Origin of the sequence: Ensifer sp. BR816 (genome assembly GCF_000378985.1) — a bacterium.
GTDB lineage: Bacteria > Pseudomonadota > Alphaproteobacteria > Rhizobiales > Rhizobiaceae > Sinorhizobium.
In genome coordinates, this window is record NZ_KB905370.1 from 3893115 (window position 1) to 3909290 (window position 16176).

The window sequence follows — 16176 nt, forward strand, 5'->3', positions numbered from 1 at the left end:
ATCATGCGTAGAATTTTTCCAGCGTTACAATGGTCTTTCTCGCAAATACCATCATCGCAAATCATGGGAGATCGACGATGGCATTGGCGACTGCGCGACGGGCGGCGAGGCCTCGAGACGAACGCGGGGCGGGCGGCCGCAACGGCGGGAAGGGGGCGGCAGAAATCTTGGCGTTCCCTATATCGTCCGCAATATTCCGACCTACGATATTCTCGGGGAGGAGAGCCTGACGCGGATCGAGACGACCGCCGATCGCATTCTCGCGGAAGTCGGCATCGAATTTCGCGACGATCCTAAGGTGCTCGACCACTGGCGCCGCGCCGGCGCGAAGATCGAGGGTGTCCGCGTCACCTTCGAGCCCGGCATGTTGAAGGAGATCGTCCGCTCGGCGCCGGCGCAATTCACCCAGCACGCCCGCAACGCCGCCCGCAGCGTCGAGATCGGTGGCCGCAACGTCGTCTTCTCCCCGGCCTACGGCTCTCCCTTCGTCATGGATCTCGATCATGGCCGGCGCTACGGCACCATCGAGGATTTCCGCAATCTGGTGAAGCTCGCCCAGTCGAGCCCCTGGCTGCACCACTCCGGCGGGACGATCTGCGAGCCGGTCGACGTGCCGGTCAACAAGCGCCATCTCGACATGGTCTATAGCCACATCAAATATTCCGACCGCTGCTTCATGGGCTCGATCACGGCCGAGGAGCGTGCCGAGGATTCGATCGAGATGGCCCGGATTCTCTTCGGCGCCGAATTCGTCGACAACAACTGCGTCATCCTCGGCAACGTCAACGTCAACTCGCCGCTTGTCTGGGACGCGACGATGACGAAGTCGCTGCGCGCCTATGCGCGTGCCAATCAGGCGGCGGTCATCGTGCCCTTCATTCTCGGCGGCGCAATGGGTCCCGTCACCAATGCCGGCGCCATCGCCCAAGCCTATGCCGAAACGCTTGCCGGCTGTGCGCTGACGCAGCTCGAACGCAAGGGCGCGCCGGTGATCTTCGGCAACTTTCTGTCGTCGATGTCGCTGCGCTCCGGCTCGCCGACCTTCGGCACGCCCGAGCCGGCAATCGGCAGCATGGTGGTCGGCCAACTCGCCCGCCGGCTGGGCTTGCCGCTGCGCTGCGCCGGCAATTTTTCCAATTCGAAGCTGCCGGATGCGCAGGCGATGCAGGAAGGCGCCATGTCGATGCTGTCGGCCGTGCATTGCGGCGCCAATTTCATCCTGCATTCGGCAGGCTTCGTCGACGGTCTGCTCGCCATGTCCTACGAGAAATTCATGATGGATACCGACTTCTGCGGTGCGCTGCATTCCTACCTCGCCGGCGTGGTCGTCGATGACAACACACTTGCGATGGACGCGTTCCTGCAAGTGGGCCCAGGCAGTCATTTCCTCGGCTGCGATCACACCTTGCGCAACTACCAGACCGCCTTCTGGGACTCCGCACTTTCCGATAACGAACCGTTCGAGAAATGGGTCGAACAGGGCGAAACCGACATGGCGCTGCGGGCCAACCGCGCATGGAAGAAGACGCTTGCCGAATACGAAGCGCCGCCGCTCGACGTGGCGATCGACGAAGCGCTGCTCGACTATGTCGCCCGACGCAAGAACAGCATGGCCGACGCTTGGTACTGAGCGCGGTCGGTTGATGGGATGCCGGGGTGCTGGGAACCAGCCCCCTGGCAGACCGGCCGAAGACCGACGCCCCGGCGGCGAGCCCGCTGCCCCCGCCGCATGATCGATGGCATGACCGCATGGCAGACCGTCCGCGGGCGGCGTTAGCATATTGCGGCCGGCGGTTTTTCGCGGCGTCGAGCACTTCGGCGAAGCGCTGTTCGGCGTCCGGTCCAATATGGTTCTTCTGTCTTCATGATCGGGCGTCTCCCGGGCCATCGCTTCGCACTACAGCTTTTTTGGCTGCCCTGAGTTCTTCAAGCAAAAACTCGGTGCGTAGTTCCTTCCTCCTGGCGAGAAGCAGTTCCTGTTCGCAACGCGCCGAATGCATCTGGACGGCGGCGCGGTCGCTCGAGCGCGTCGCATTGGCGGCGCAATTCTGCGACCCTCGTGCGCAGAACCATGCCCGGCGGTCTTCATTTCGGACCAGTCACGACAGTCCGACGAGCTTGGACCGGTAGTTTCCAGCGTGGATGCCGCCGCGGACTGTTCCAAACAAGGAACTCCAGAGGCCGCCCGCCGTTCTCCTCTTGGAAATCAATTCTGATGCCCAGACTTGGAGGACCAACACAATGGCACAGGAAAAGACAATTGGTTCCCCCGTACCGCGCGGGGTCGTCGATACAAGGAGCGGCACGGTCGGCGTTCCGAATGAGAAGAGCATTGAAGAAGAGGTCCGCTGGCTGCGCGAGCAGGTCAACACGCTGAAAGATGCTATCACCAACCTCGGCATCCCCTCCGGCAGGGCCGTCGCCAATACCGTCAGGGACACCGGCCGCAAGGCCGGAGAGATGGCGCGGGAGCATCCCGCCTGGACCGCCATCGCCCTGGTCGGTCTAGTGGGCCTGATCCTGGCAAGCACCAGCCGCCCATCCTGGTATATGCGACGTTCCTCGCGCATCGAGGACGTTATTTCCGACATCGAGGATCGCTTGAGCGAGTTGAAAGACCGCTATTGGTCAACCGGCTGGCGGTCCTGGTAGCAGCGCCGCTGGCAGACCGCGTTGCGCATTCTCGCCGAGATGATGTCCGGTGCCTGGCGCGCGCGGGCCAAGCGGCCGGCTTGGGTCGTCCTCGGCATCGTCAAGCTCGACTTGCCGCACGCCAGCGCGCCTTTGACGAAAGGGGTTGAACGGCCGGATATCTGGAGAAGATCGGTTCGATCACGATTTCGTGGTTTCAGCACCGATGCGAGCGGGTTCATTATTCCGGTCAAATCCAGCAAGGCTATTGAGAGGCGCGACCCGATGGCGATCACCCGGCGCGCGACCGTTCAGGGGCTTGGTATCGGTGCATTGCTGCCGCTCGCGCCGCGACTGGCGCGTGGCCAGCCGGCCGGCATCCGCACCAGGCCGATACCCTCAAGCGGGGAACCGATCCCGGTGGTCGGTCTCGGCACCTGGATCACCTTCAATGTCGGCGACGATCCGGTGCTCATGGCGGAATGCGCCGCGGTGATGGCCGCCTTCTTCGAGGGCGGCGGCCGCATGATCGACTCCTCGCCGATGTACAGCTCCTCGCAGCCGACGATCGGTTACGGTCTGCGCAAGCTCGGCTATCCGGACCGCCTGTTTTCCGCCGAGAAGGTCTGGACATCGGACCCGGGAAAGGGAGGCGCGCAGATCGAGGCGTCGCGCGCCTATTGGGGCGTCGACAAGTTCGATCTCATGCAGGTGCATAACCTCGTCTCCTGGGAGGAACACCTGCCGGCTCTCCTCGAAATGAAGGCGGCAGGACAGTTACGCTATGTCGGCATCACGACATCAGAGGGGCGCAGGCATCGCGAGATCGAGAAAGTCATGGCGAGCCAGCCCATCGACTTCGTCCAGGCGACCTACAATATCCTCGACCGCGAGATCGAGGAGCGCATTCTGCCACTGGCCCGGGAAAAAGGCATCGCCGTCATCGTCAACCGGCCGTTCCGGGAGGGTGACCTGATCCGCCAGATCGAGGACGAGCCTCTGCCGGAATGGCTCGCCGAGACGGGCGCCCGCAACTGGGCCCAGTTCCTCTTGAAATTCATCATCTCCCATCCGGCGGTCACCTGCGTCATCCCGGCAACCACCCGGGCCGACCACGTGCGCGAAAACCTCGAGGCCGCAAGCGGCGCTCTGCCGGACGAGAAGCTGCGCCGGCGCATGATCGACTATGTGGAAGCGCTGTGAGCGGCCGCTCGGCTCCTGACGGGAAGCTTGGCTGATGTCCGAATGGGGGACCTACACGCTCGCCGACTTTCTGATGTTCTCGCCGCGCGTCTATTTCCGCCTCATCGAACGCTACAATCAGGAATTCTGGCCGCTGCAGCTTGTCTTCATCGCAGGCGCGCTCGCCCTGCTTGTTCCGGCAGCCCTGCAGGCTTCCCGCGCGCGGATTGCGGTTCTCCCGCTCTTCTCCCTGGCATGGGCCTTCTGCGCCTGGCAGTTCCTGTGGACGCGCTATGCAAGCATCAACTGGGCGATGTCCTATGCTGCCGCCGCTTTCTTCGCGCAGGCGGGATTGCTGGTTCTCGCCGCCCTTCTGCCGCGCTCGCCCACCAACTCGGGCGACCTGCGGCATCACGGCGGCATCGCCCTCGCCGTTTGCGGCCTGCTCGCCTATCCCTTCATCGCCCTTGTCGCAGGCCGTTCGCCCGCCACCGCGGAAACCTTCGGGATGATGCCCGATCCGACTGTTGCGACGACCTTCGGCGCGATGCTGATGGTCGGACAGAAGAGGCTGTGGCTGCTTCTGCCCATCCCGATCGTGTGGTGTCTCTATAGCGGGCTCACCCTTTGGGCCATGGAGGACCTGGGCGCCCTGGCGCCGTTTGCCACGGTCCTCGCCCTCCTTGTCTTCCTGGTTGCGGGCAAGCGATGATACGTGAGACCGTCACTCCTTGACCGCGCCGGTCATCGACGAAACGTAGTAGTCGACGAAGAACGAATAGAGGATGACGACCGGCAGCGACCCGAACAGCGCGCCGGCCATCAGCGCACCCCATTCGAACACGTCGCCGCGCACCAGCTCCGTCAAGACGCCGACCGGCACGGTCTTGTTTTCCGACGACTGGATGAATGTCAGCGCATAGATGAACTCGTTCCAGGACAGCGTGAAGGCGAAGATGCCGGCCGATATCAGCCCCGGCACGGCGAGCGGCAGGATGATCCTGACGAGGATCTGCCAGCGCGTCGCCCCGTCCACCAGCGCGCTTTCCTCGAGCTCGAACGGGATAGAGCGGAAGTACCCCATGAGCAGCCAGGTGCAGAACGGGATGAGGAAGGTCGGATAGGTGAAGATCAGCGCCAGCTTGGAATCGTAGATCCCGAACTTGAAGACGATGAAGGCGAGCGGAATGAACAGGATCGACGGCGGCACCAGATAGGCGAGGAAGATCATCAGTCCGACCGGCCGGGAGCCGGTGAAGCGCACCCGCTCGATCGCATAGGCCGCGAAGATCGACGCGGCGAGCGAAAGGACCGTCGAGCCGAGGGCGACCAGCATCGTGTTCCACAGCCAGCCCGGATAGGAGGTCTCGAAGAGCAGGTATTTGATGTGGTCGAGGGTCGGGCCGACGACCCAGAAGGGGCTGTAATTGTTGTAGTCGGTGAGCTGCGAATTCGGCTTCACCGCCGTGATCGCCATCCAGTAGAACGGGAACAGCAGCACGAAGACGAAGACCGCCATCGGCAGGTAAAGCGTGACGATCCGGCGCGGCAGGCGGTTGAGATAGCTCATGCCTTCGGCGGTATCGGTGAGGACCTCGTCCTGCGTTCTTGTGGTCGCGTTCATTCTATCCTCCGGATCTCAGTCCTGTCCGCCCTGCTGCCATTTGCGGCGCTGCAGTCCGAAGAAGCTGAACATGATGGCGGCGAGCAGGAAGGGGATCATGGCGACAGCGATCGCCGCTCCTTCGCCGAGCTGGCCGCCGGGAATGCCGCGCTGGAAGGAAAGCGTCGCCATCAGGTGCGTCGCGTTCACCGGCCCGCCCTTGGTCAGCACGTAGATGAGCTGGAAGTCGGTGAAGGTGAAGAGCACCGAGAAGGTCATCACCACGGCGATGATCGGCGTCAGCATCGGCAAAGTAACATATCGGAAGCGCTGCCAGCTGGTGGCGCCGTCGAGCGAGGCGGCCTCCTGCAGCGATACCGGAATCGTCTGGAGCCCGGCGAGCAGCGAGATCGCCACGAAGGGAATGCCGCGCCAGACATTGGCGGCGATGACCGAGGCGCGCGCATTGGTCGGATCGCCGAGGAAGTTGATCGGCCCGTCGATCAGCCCGAGCTGCATGAGCGACCAGGAAATGATCGAGAACTGCGAATCGTAGATCCACCAGAAGGCAAGCGCCGAGAGCACCGTCGGCACCACCCAGGGCAGAAGCACGATGGCGCGGAAGAAGGACTTGAACGGCAGGTTCTCGTTCAAGAGAAGCGCCAGCCAGAGGCCGAGCACGAATTTCAGAATAGAGGCCACGAAGGTATAGAGCAGCGTGTTGAAGACCGAGAGCCAGAAGACCGAATCGCGCGCCAGGAACTCATAGTTCTCAAGCCCGATGAAGATGCCGTCGCGGCCGATGCGGGTGTCGGTGAAGCCGAGCCAGACGCCGAGCCCCAGCGGATAGGTGAGGAAGCAGATGAGAAAAACCGCGGCCGGCAGCATGAACAGCAGGCCGAGCACGTTGTTGTTCTGCATCAGCGAGGCCATGGCAGATGGCGGCTTTCCGGACGACGTGATGGACATCGAATTTCTCCGGCCACGAAATGGGTTCAGACGCTGGACCGGCGACCCCCGCCGCCGGCCTCATCGAGGGTCATGGCGGCCGACGAGCCGCCATGAAGGATCAGACGCGATAGTAGCGGTTCGCCCGCCGCTCGGCCTCGGTGACGGCGTCCTCCGGCGTCATCTGGCCGGTCACAGCGGTCGCGAACATGTCGACCAGCACGTAATCGGCCATGACCCCCGCCGAGGCGTAGCCGAGCGGGCCCGCATAGCCGTTCGGCCGCAAGGTCTCGGAAGCCTTCGCATAGGGGGCGTGGATCGGGTCGGACGTCCAGACCGGGTTGTTGGCGAAGGCCTTCAGCGGCTGGCAGCAATAGGCGCTCGAGCCCTGGATCCAGGCATTCATCTGCTCCGCCTCCATCATGAACTTGATGTAGGCCTTGGCCGCTTCCGGATATTTGCTGTGGCTGAAAAGCAGGATCGAGCTCGTCTGGTGCAGTTCGACGCTCTGGCCGACCGGGCCCACGGGGAAGTTCGTCGTGCGGATATCCGCCGCCAGCTCGGCAAGCGCCGCATCCTTCCTGGCGGCGTAGTAGAGCGAGACGCCGTTCGCCGTCAGCGACACCTGGCCGGCGAGGAAGGCACGGTTGTTGTTGATGTCCAGCCAGCTTTCGGTGCCCGGAATGAAGGTCTCGTAGAGCTGCTTGGCGTAGTTGATCGCCGCCAGCGTCTCCGGGCTGTTGATGGTGACCTTGCCGCTTTCGTCGACCATCTTGCCGCCGTGGCTCCAGAGCAGCCAGTGGGCATAGTTGTTGCCGTCGCCGACGGCCTTGCCGTGCGGGAAACCGGCCGGGGTGCCCTTCGCCTTCATCGCCTTGCAGAGTTCGAGGAAGCCCGCCGTGTCCTTCGGAAATTCACTGAAGCCCGCCGCTTTCATGTGGCTGTCGCGGTAGCAGACGGCATTGCCGATCGCCGTCAGCGGCATGGCGATGAACTTGTCGTCGTGGGTCGCATAGCCCTTCACGCCATCATACCAGCCGCCATACTTGCCGCCGAGATAATTCGCGAGCTCGGTCATGTCGACGAGCTTGTCCGGATATTGATGCGCGTCGTCGAACCAGCACATCACCATGTCCGGGCCGGAGCCGACATTCGCGGCAACGGCCGCCTTCGGGCGAATATCCTCCCAGCTTTCCTTGTCGATGCGGACCTCGACGCCGGTCGCCTCGGTGAACTTCTTGGTGTTGGCGAGCCAGGCGTCCTCGTCGCCTTTGACGAACGGCGTCCACCGCAGCAACCGGAGGCTCGCGCCTTCTTCCGGCTTGTAGCTCGGCTCGGCCTGCGCAAAAGACGGGCGGATGCCAAGACCCGCGGTGCCGGCAAGGGCGGCGGAGGCCGCAAGGAAATCACGTCTCTTTATCGGCATTTGGTACTCCTCCTTGAAACAGCGGGAGCATTTTGCTTCGGACATCCGCAGTCCCGCTTGGCGAATGCCGCGGTCATGATGCCGGCTCGTACCTGGCATCTTCCGCGCGTCAGTCGGGCAAGGCTCCTCTCCCTGCCCTCCCGCTCGGGAATCACTCGTACAATCGCCGCCCAGTTTCGGCGTCGAACAGATGAACATGCGCACCGTCGATCTTGAGGCGGATCGTCTCGCCGGGCTTGGCATTCACCCTCTCGCGAAAGACGCAGGTCACGTCATTGCCGCCGAGTCTTGCGATCATTTGCGTTTCGTAGCCGGTCGGCTCGATCACCACGACCTCGGCGGGCAGGCCGTTCGGGTCGAGCGACATGTATTCGGGCCTGAGGCCATAGACGAGATCGCGGCCCCGCGCGGCGGCAGTCGGCCGGGCGACGGGGAGCGCCGTGCCGTCCGCGGTCATGAAGGCCGTCGGATCTTCGGGGTGAAGCCGGCCGCGGATCATGTTCATCGCCGGCGAGCCGATGAAGCCGGCGACGAAGAGATTGGCCGGATGGTCGTAGAGTTCGAGCGGCGCGCCGATCTGCTCGACGATGCCGTCATGCATGACGACGATCTTGTCGGCCATGGTCATCGCCTCGATCTGATCGTGGGTGACGTAGACCGTCGTCGTCTTCAGCCGCTGGTGCAGTTCCTTGATCTCTGCGCGCATGGCGACGCGCAGCTTCGCATCGAGGTTCGAGAGCGGTTCGTCGAACAGGAAGACCTGCGGGTCGCGCACGATCGCCCGGCCCATGGCGACGCGCTGGCGCTGGCCGCCAGAAAGCTGGCGCGGGTAGCGGTCGAGCAGTTTCGAGAGCCCGAGGATTTCCGCCGCGACGCCGACCCGCTTGTCGATGTCCGCCTTCGGCTTGCTTGCCAGCATCAGCGAGAAAGCCATGTTGTCGGCGACCGTCATATGCGGATAGAGCGCGTAGTTCTGGAACACCATGGCGATGTCGCGATCCTTCGGCGGCAACCGGTTGACGACCCGGTCGCCGATGCGGATCTCGCCGGCGGTGATGTTCTCGAGGCCCGCGAGCATCCGAAGCAAGGTCGATTTTCCGCAGCCGGACGGGCCGACGAGGATAACGAATTCGCCATCCTCGATCTCGATGTTGACGCCCTTGATGACGGGAAACTGCCCGAAGGATTTCCGGACATCGACAAAATCCACGCCTGCCATTCGCGTTCCTCCCAGAACTGGTATCTGCCTCTGCCCATCCCACTCCGCTAGACGGACAGGGCTTTGATCCTATCCGCGGCCGACCAGCGGCATCTTCGTCGCCATCACCGTCATCGTCAGCACGTTTGCCGAAAGCGGCAGGCTCGCCATGTAGACGACCGCATCGGCGACATGCTCGACGGGAATAGTCGGCTCCGCCGCGATCTCGCCATTGGCCTGCAGCACGCCGCTGCTCATCTTCTGCGTCATGTCGGTTGCGGCATTGCCGATGTCGATCTGCCCGCAGGCAATGTCGAAGGGCCGGCCGTCGAGTGCCGTCGACTTGGTCAGCCCGGTGATGGCGTGCTTGGTGGCGGTGTAGGGCGCCGAATTGGGCCGGGGGGTCGTCGCCGAAATCGAGCCATTGTTGATGATCCGACCGCCGCGCGGCTCCTGCGCCTTCATCAGCCGGAAAGCCTGCTGGGTGCAGAGGAAGGCGCCGGTGAGGTTCGCGGCAAGAATTCCGCTCCATTGCTCGAACGTGACCTCTTCGAGCGGCACCGGCGGCACGCTCGAACCGGCATTGTTGACGAGCAGGTCAAGCCGGCCGAACTCCGCCCGGATTGCATCGAACAGCGACGCAACCTGCTCGGGGTCGCCGACATCGCAGGCAATTGCCCGGACAATGCCGCCGGTGTCCGCGGCGACTTCGGCAGCCGCTTTCTCCAACACGTCCGGACGACGTCCGGTGATGACAAGGCGATAGCCTTCGCCACTCAGGCGGCGGGCAATACCGAGGCCGATGCCGGACCCTCCGCCCGTCACCAGCGCGATCTTTCCCTCGCCCGATCTGTTGCCCTGTGTCATGTCAGATCTTTCCCCCGAGTTCGTCCTCGATATGGATCCGGATGATCTCGTCGAAGCTGCTCTCGGCCGCAAAGCCCAGTTCACGGGCACGGCGCGCGTCGAAATTCGTCGGCCAGCCGGCGACGATCGCGGCGATGACCGGGTCCGGTTCGCGGCGGATGAGCTCCGCGGCCTTCGGGCCGGCAATGCGCTTCAGCGCCTCGATCTCCTCGCCGACGAGCGCCGACAATCCCGGCATGGTCAGGTTGCGCCGCGGCCCGATCCGGCTCGTCTCCATGCGCGCCGCGTGAACGAAAAAGCCGACCGCCGAGCGTGGGCTTGCGAACCAGTGCCGGACGCTTTCGTCGACCGGCAGAACGGCCTCCTGCCCGGCGAGCGGCTCGCGCAGGATGTTGGAGAAGAAGCCCGAGGCCGCCTTGTTCGGCTTGCCCGGCCGGATGCAGATGGTCGGCAGGCGGATGCCGATGCCGTCGAAGAGGCCGCGCCGCGAATAGTCGGCGAGCAGCAATTCGCAGATCGCCTTCTGCGTGCCGTAGCTCGTCAGGGGAGTCGTGAAGAACTCATCGCCGATCCTTTCCGGGAAGGGCTGACCGAAGACGGCAATCGAGGAGGCGAAGATGACGCGCGGGACATAGCGCTCGCGTTGACCCTCGGCGCGGATCGCCTCGAAGAGCGCTTGCGTCCCGTCGAGATTGACGCGGTAGCCCTTGTCGAAATCCGCCTCCGCCTCGCCCGAAACGATCGCCGCGAGATGAAAGATGACGTCCGGCCGGGTCGCGACGAGCTGCCCGGCGCTGCCTTCCGACGAGAGATCGAGCGCCAGCGCCGTCGAGATCGCGGAAAGGGCCGCGGGAACCGGCGGTTCCATCACGTCGACCAGCGTGAGCCGGCCGATCTCATAACCGAGGGCCTCCGGCTCCGCCGCCAGTTTCTCGACAAGTTTCCGGCCGATCATGCCGGCCGCACCGATGATCATGACATGCATTCGCGGCGAACCTCCTCGTTCGGCCACACCCGGTCATCCCGGGTTGCGCGTGCCCTTCTGTTTCTGTTTCCTGCCGTTTGCGTCGACGAGCAGTTCCTTCGTCGTCTGGTAGATGCGCATGAGATGGTGGCGAAAGGCCGCGACGACTGCTTCGCGGTCGTGCCGCCGCAGCGCCTCGACGATTTCGCGGTGATCCTTGTAGCTGGCCTCGATCGCGCCCGGGCGCGACATGGCGCTACGCCGGTAATCCATCATATAAGTATAAAGGTCCGTCACGAAATCCGAGAGCAGCGGATTGCCGCAGGCCCTGTAGATCGCCACGTGGAACTCCCGGTCGCAGATCAGGAAGCGCATCGCATCGTCGCCGCAGAGTTTTTGCACCTCGAGCAGGCTCTCGAGCTTGTTCAGCGCCTCCGCGTCGATGTTTTCCGCCGCGTCGCCAACCACCTTCAGCTCGATATGCAGGCGAGCGGCATGAACGTCCTCGAGATCATAGCTGTCAATGGCGTTCGGCGAGGCAATCGTCACGGTGACGTCGCTGAGATCGACATCGGCAACGCGGCTGCGGCTCCCCTGGGAAACCTCGATGATGCCGCGTGCCGCAAGCGTCTGAATGGCACCGCGCACCGTCTCGCGGCTGACATGGAGTACGTTGGCGAGCTCCCGTTCCCCCGGCAGTTCGTCACCCGGGCGGAGCATATTCGTCGCCACCAGCACCATCAGCTTGTCGGCAATCACCTCACGCGCCGTGCGGCGGTCGAGGCTGCGCCCCACCTTCGGCATCTGCGTGAGTATCGGACTGCCAGTCATCGGCGCCACTCCTCCACTGATCCACTGGTTGGTCCACCGGATCAGTAATACGAATAAATGTCGCACGGAGCGGGAGGTCAACCCCAGTTCGTTGCGGCGACGCATCAAAAGTACGGGATGCTGTTGTGCAATGCGAAAAGGAACAGCGCCAAGGGGGCCGAAATGGCGTCTTTAGGAAGAGGCGTCCGGTAGCCTCTTGGACACAAAAAAGCGCAAAACTCTCCTCATCGCATGTAGGCATAGTTCCAGCAACAAGCACGGCATGACAGATCAGCCCAAATTCGAACGCTTCGACGATCTCGGCCATGGTCCGGCACCGTCCATCGACGCCGCGCCCGCACGCCGCTTCACTTCGCTTGAGGCGCGGATAGACGCAGCCGCGCATCGGGTCCTCGACGCCCTGCCCGCGCACGGCTTCGCAGGTGTGTTGGTTGAATTCACCGTCTTCGGGTTGAAGCAGGCATGGGCGTGCCTGTTCGGCGGACTGCTGCTCGCCCTGATCATCGCGTCGCACCAGTTCTGGCCCGAAAATGCTCTCCTGGCCCGCTATGACTTTCTCTTTCTGGCGGCGCTCGGCATTCAATTTGCAATGCTCGCAGCAAGGCTCGAAACCTTGTCCGAGGCGAAGGTCATTCTGATCTTCCACGTCGTCGGCACGGTCATGGAGGTCTTCAAGACCGCGGCAGGCTCATGGATTTATCCTGAGGAAAGCATTTTCCGCATCGGCGCCGTGCCGCTTTTCTCCGGTTTCATGTATGCGGCTGTCGGCTCCTATCTCGCCCGCATCAGCCGCATCTTCGACATGCGCTACACGCATTATCCGCCGGTCTGGTCGACCGCGCTTCTGGCCGTTGCGATCTATGTCAACTTCTTCAGCCACCACTTCACCGTAGACGTTCGATACGGACTGTTCGCGGCGACTGCGATGATCTATCTGCGCACGGTAGTGCACTATCGCGTCTTCCGCTTTCGCCACCGCATGCCCTTGATGCTCGGCTTCCTGCTGGTGGCGCTGTTCATCTGGTTCGCAGAGAACATCGCCACATGGTCACGTGCGTGGATCTATCCGTCGCAATCGCACGGCTGGGCGCCCGTATCCATCAACAAGCTCGGCGCTTGGTATTTGTTGATGATCATTTCCTTCGTGCTGGTCACGCTGGTGCATAGGCCGCGCAAGCCGGACGGAGCTGCATCGATAAGTCCGGCAACCGGCGCGCGACAGCTCAGCCGTGATCATGCCCCTCATGATCATGATGCGACGGCAGTTCGAGGCCGAAAGTCCTGACGAGATCGGTCACCTGGTCCGGCGTCAGATAGCGCGGGTTGAGGTTGCGCAACAGCAGATAGAGCTTCGCCGTTTCCTCCAGTTCCTCGGTGGCGAAGACCGCCGCCTCGAGGCTGTCGCCGGCGACGACCGGGCCGTGATTGGCGAGCAGCACGGAGGAATATTTGCCGGCGAGGCCGCGGATTGCGTCGGCGACCGCCGGATCGCCGGGACGGTAGTAGGGCACCAGCGCCGTTTCGCCGGCACGCATGAGGTAGTAAGGGGTCATCGGAGGCAGCGCGGCGCGCGGATCGATCTCCGGCAGCATGGTGAGCGCGACCGCGTGGGTCGAATGGAGATGGACGATCGCCCGGGCGCTGCCGCGCGACTGGTAGAGGGCCGTATGGAGCGGTATCTCCTTCGTCGGCTTGTCGCCGGAGACGAGCTGCCCCTCGGCATCGAGCCGCGAGATGCGGGCCGGGTCGAGAAAGCCGAGCGAGGCGTTGGTGGGCGTCACCAGCCAGCCGCCATCGTCGAGCCTCAGCGAGATATTGCCGGAGGAGCCAGGCGTCAGTCCGCGCTCGAACAGCGATCGCCCGTAACGGCAGATTTCCTCGCGCAGGCGGCTCTCGGACATGGGGCAGATCCTTTCAATTCTAGGCGGTTGCGCCTTCGACCAGTTCGAAGCCGAGATCGACCACCTGGGGCGGCGCGTTGGTGACGACAAGCTCGGCCGCCAATTGCCCCGTCCGGACGCGGGGCGTGCGTATGGTCGAGAGCGGCTGCGGCGTCACCCTTCCGATGTCGAGGCCGTTATAGCCGAAGATCGCCAGCTGCGAGGGAATCGCGATTCCCCACGCCAGGCAATGGAAGTAGCCGCCGAGCGCCATGTCGTCGTTCGAAAAATAGACGGCATCGAGATCGGCGTGCCGGGCGAGCAGCCGCTCCAGGCCCAGCCGTCCGCTTTCCACCGAAGACGCGCCGGAACAGATCTCCCGAGCGACCAGCGGCGAGCCGCCGGACGCGAGCGTTTCGCAGAAGCCGGCAAAGCGCTTGCCGGCGCGGGTATCGCGTTCGAGCTCATGCCCGACATAGCCGATGCGGCGATAGCCCCGCTTCAGCAGGAATTCGGCACTGGCACGCCCGGCTGCACGATTGGAAAAGCCGACGGCCAGATCGACGGCCGTGCCGTCGACATCGAGCACTTCGGCCACCCGGCAGCCGCTGGCACGCAGCATCTTCAGCGTGCCTTCCGAATGTTCGAAGCCGGCGAGCATCACCGCCGTCGGCCGCCAGGCGAGCATGGCGGCGACAAGCGCCTCCTCGCGCTGCGGATCGTAGTCGGTCACCGAGAAAACGGCCTGATGCCGGTTCGCCTCCAAGACGCCGCTTGCCCCGCGCAGCACGTCGGGGAAGACGATGTTGGAGAGCGAGGGAATGACGAAGGCGACGAGCCGCGATCCGGCCGAAGCAAGCGTTCCGGCAATCCGGTTCGGCACATAGCCGAGCCGCTCGACGGCCTCCATCACCCGCTCCCTCGCCTTGCGCGAGAACGACCCCTCGTTTCTGAGGACCCGCGAAACCGTGCTCTCACCGACGCCGGCGGCCGCGGCGACCTCGGCGAGCGTGACGGTGCTCTGCTTGAAATCGAAATCCACCTTCGACTCCCACCTCCAGCTGCGTACGCCGCATCGCTCCTCGTCGCTGGCGGCCCACCTCATCTTTTTCAGATACGCCATTTGTTTTGGCAGCGCTACCATTTTTGACTTGGCAGCGCTGCCAAATTGCGCTAGGAAAAAGTGGCAGCGCTGCCAATTCTTGGCGCCGCATCGTCGGAGTTCCAAAGGGAGGTGCCGGCGAGCCTACTGGAGGAGGAAAATCATGACCCTGGAAACCCAGGCGCCGATCGACGGCGTCTATGCAGATCGATCGGTGGAGGATCGCGCCTATAGCAAGGTCTTTTGGCGCATCATCCCGTTCCTGATGCTCTGCTACGTGGTCGCCTATCTCGACCGCGTCAATGTCGGCTTCGCGAAACTGCAGATGTCGAGCGAGCTCGGCCTTTCGGAAGCGGCCTACGGTATCGGCGCCGGCATCTTCTTCATCGGTTATTTTCTGTTCGAGGTGCCGAGCAACGTCATCCTCAACAAGGTCGGCGCCCGGGTCTGGATTGCCCGCATCATGATCACCTGGGGCGTCATCTCCGCCGCCTTCATGTTCACCACCTCGGAGACCGTTTTCTACATCCTGCGCTTCCTGCTGGGTGTCGCCGAGGCAGGGTTCTTCCCCGGGATCATTCTCTACCTGACGACCTGGTATCCGGCGCATCGTCGCGCCAAGATCATCACCACCTTCATGTCGGCAATCCCGATCTCCTCCATCTTCGGCAATCCGCTTTCCGGTCTGCTGATGGACAGTTTCCACGGAACGCACGGACTTTCCGGCTGGCAATGGATGTTCCTGATCGAGGCCATTCCTGCGGTTCTCTTCGGTGTCGCCACCTTCTTCTATCTCGACGACACGATCGGTCATGCGAAGTGGCTGACGAAGGAAGAAAAGAAGGTGCTGAGCGACAATATCGACGCCGAGAACCGGACCAAATCGTCGAGCCCGCACAGCATCGCCGGCACGCTCGCCGACCGGCGCGTCTGGCTGATGTGCCTGATCTACTTCTGCTTCGTGCTCGGACAATACGGCCTGAACTTCTGGATGCCGACGCTGGTCAAGGCGACCGGCGTAACCGGCAACCTCAATATCGGCCTGATTTCCGCCATCCCCTATATCTGCACCTTCATCGCCATGCTGGCGCTCGGGCGCTCCTCTGACCGGCTGCGCGAACGCCGCTGGCACCTCGTCGTCCCGGCCCTCATCGCCGCCGGCGGATTCCTCGCGGCGACGACTGCGACGAGCACCACGCTCGCGATCGTCTGCCTGTCGCTCGCCGCTGCCGGCGCCATCAGCTGCGCACCGCTCTTCTGGTCGCTCCCGACGGCCTTCCTTGCCGGGACCGGAGCGGCAGCCGGCATCGCCTGGATCAATTCGGTCGGCAATCTCGCCGGCTTCCTCGGGCCATTCCTGGTCGGCTATCTCAAGGACTTCACCGGCAGCAACAGCGCCGGCATGTATCTCCTGGCCGCGGCCCTCGTCATCGGTTCGCTGGCGGTGCTGGCGGTTCCCGCAAAGACCGTGAACCGGTAAGCTTCCAACCGCACCGCCGGATTCGGTCCGGCGGTGCCCGCCTGCCTCATCAGGGATGGAGAGT

At 63.5% G+C, this 16176-nt stretch carries 15 protein-coding genes; 6 read left to right on the top strand and 9 right to left on the bottom strand.

Annotated features, from left to right (window positions below; all coding sequences use genetic code 11):
* Positions 1-82 precede the first annotated feature (82 nt).
* From RHIBR816_RS0118725 to RHIBR816_RS0118740, 4 genes are all read left to right on the top strand, one after another.
* Positions 83-1630, top strand: a complete 1548-nt coding sequence (locus RHIBR816_RS0118725) for a trimethylamine methyltransferase family protein (RefSeq protein ID WP_026187180.1) — start codon at positions 83-85, stop codon at positions 1628-1630.
* A 611-nt stretch (positions 1631-2241) separates the two neighbouring features.
* Complete coding sequence (locus RHIBR816_RS0118730; protein ID WP_018238114.1) at positions 2242-2652, top strand: hypothetical protein; 411 nt, start codon at positions 2242-2244, stop codon at positions 2650-2652.
* Between the two features lie 264 nt (positions 2653-2916).
* The gene (locus RHIBR816_RS0118735; RefSeq protein ID WP_026187181.1) at positions 2917-3834 is read left to right on the top strand and encodes an aldo/keto reductase; all 918 of its coding nucleotides are present in this window, start codon (positions 2917-2919) and stop codon (positions 3832-3834) included.
* 34 nt (positions 3835-3868) lie between these two features.
* Positions 3869-4525: a DUF6064 family protein gene (locus RHIBR816_RS0118740; protein ID WP_018238116.1), complete on the top strand. Its 657-nt coding sequence runs from the start codon at positions 3869-3871 to the stop codon at positions 4523-4525.
* 12 nt (positions 4526-4537) lie between these two features.
* Here RHIBR816_RS0118740 and RHIBR816_RS0118745 read toward each other — a convergent pair whose 3' ends face one another.
* From RHIBR816_RS0118745 to RHIBR816_RS0118775, 7 genes are all read right to left on the bottom strand, one after another.
* The gene (locus RHIBR816_RS0118745; RefSeq protein ID WP_018238117.1) at positions 4538-5437 is read right to left on the bottom strand and encodes a carbohydrate ABC transporter permease; all 900 of its coding nucleotides are present in this window, start codon (positions 5435-5437) and stop codon (positions 4538-4540) included.
* A 15-nt stretch (positions 5438-5452) separates the two neighbouring features.
* The gene (locus RHIBR816_RS0118750; RefSeq protein ID WP_026187182.1) at positions 5453-6385 is read right to left on the bottom strand and encodes a carbohydrate ABC transporter permease; all 933 of its coding nucleotides are present in this window, start codon (positions 6383-6385) and stop codon (positions 5453-5455) included.
* Between the two features lie 100 nt (positions 6386-6485).
* Positions 6486-7790: an ABC transporter substrate-binding protein gene (locus tag RHIBR816_RS0118755; RefSeq protein WP_018238119.1), complete on the bottom strand. Its 1305-nt coding sequence runs from the start codon at positions 7788-7790 to the stop codon at positions 6486-6488.
* Positions 7791-7941: 151 nt separating this feature from the next.
* Positions 7942-9009: an ABC transporter ATP-binding protein gene (locus tag RHIBR816_RS0118760; RefSeq protein WP_018238120.1), complete on the bottom strand. Its 1068-nt coding sequence runs from the start codon at positions 9007-9009 to the stop codon at positions 7942-7944.
* Between the two features lie 69 nt (positions 9010-9078).
* Positions 9079-9855, bottom strand: a complete 777-nt coding sequence (locus tag RHIBR816_RS0118765; protein WP_018238121.1) for an SDR family oxidoreductase — start codon at positions 9853-9855, stop codon at positions 9079-9081.
* 1 nt (position 9856) lies between these two features.
* On the bottom strand, positions 9857-10840 hold the full coding sequence (denD, locus tag RHIBR816_RS0118770; protein ID WP_018238122.1) for a D-erythronate dehydrogenase: 984 nt from the start codon (positions 10838-10840) through the stop codon (positions 9857-9859).
* 33 nt (positions 10841-10873) lie between these two features.
* On the bottom strand, positions 10874-11650 hold the full coding sequence (locus RHIBR816_RS0118775; protein ID WP_018238123.1) for a FadR/GntR family transcriptional regulator: 777 nt from the start codon (positions 11648-11650) through the stop codon (positions 10874-10876).
* Positions 11651-11912: 262 nt separating this feature from the next.
* Here RHIBR816_RS0118775 and RHIBR816_RS34405 point away from each other — a divergent pair, with 262 nt between their 5' ends.
* A complete protein-coding gene (locus RHIBR816_RS34405; RefSeq protein WP_018238124.1) occupies positions 11913-12935 on the top strand; it encodes a DUF817 domain-containing protein in 1023 nt (340 codons plus the stop codon).
* Here RHIBR816_RS34405 and RHIBR816_RS0118785 read toward each other — a convergent pair.
* Together RHIBR816_RS0118785 and RHIBR816_RS0118790 are read right to left on the bottom strand one after the other, a co-directional pair.
* On the bottom strand, positions 12874-13551 hold the full coding sequence (locus RHIBR816_RS0118785; RefSeq protein WP_018238125.1) for an aldolase: 678 nt from the start codon (positions 13549-13551) through the stop codon (positions 12874-12876). The genes RHIBR816_RS34405 and RHIBR816_RS0118785 overlap by 62 nt on opposite strands.
* 19 nt (positions 13552-13570) lie before the next feature.
* The gene (locus RHIBR816_RS0118790) at positions 13571-14572 is read right to left on the bottom strand and encodes a LacI family DNA-binding transcriptional regulator (protein ID WP_026187183.1); all 1002 of its coding nucleotides are present in this window, start codon (positions 14570-14572) and stop codon (positions 13571-13573) included.
* A gap of 223 nt (positions 14573-14795) precedes the next feature.
* Between RHIBR816_RS0118790 and RHIBR816_RS0118795 the strand changes: the two genes are divergently transcribed.
* Positions 14796-16112, top strand: coding sequence for an MFS transporter (locus RHIBR816_RS0118795; protein ID WP_018238127.1), 1317 nt, complete (start codon positions 14796-14798; stop codon positions 16110-16112).
* Positions 16113-16176: the final 64 nt, after the last annotated feature.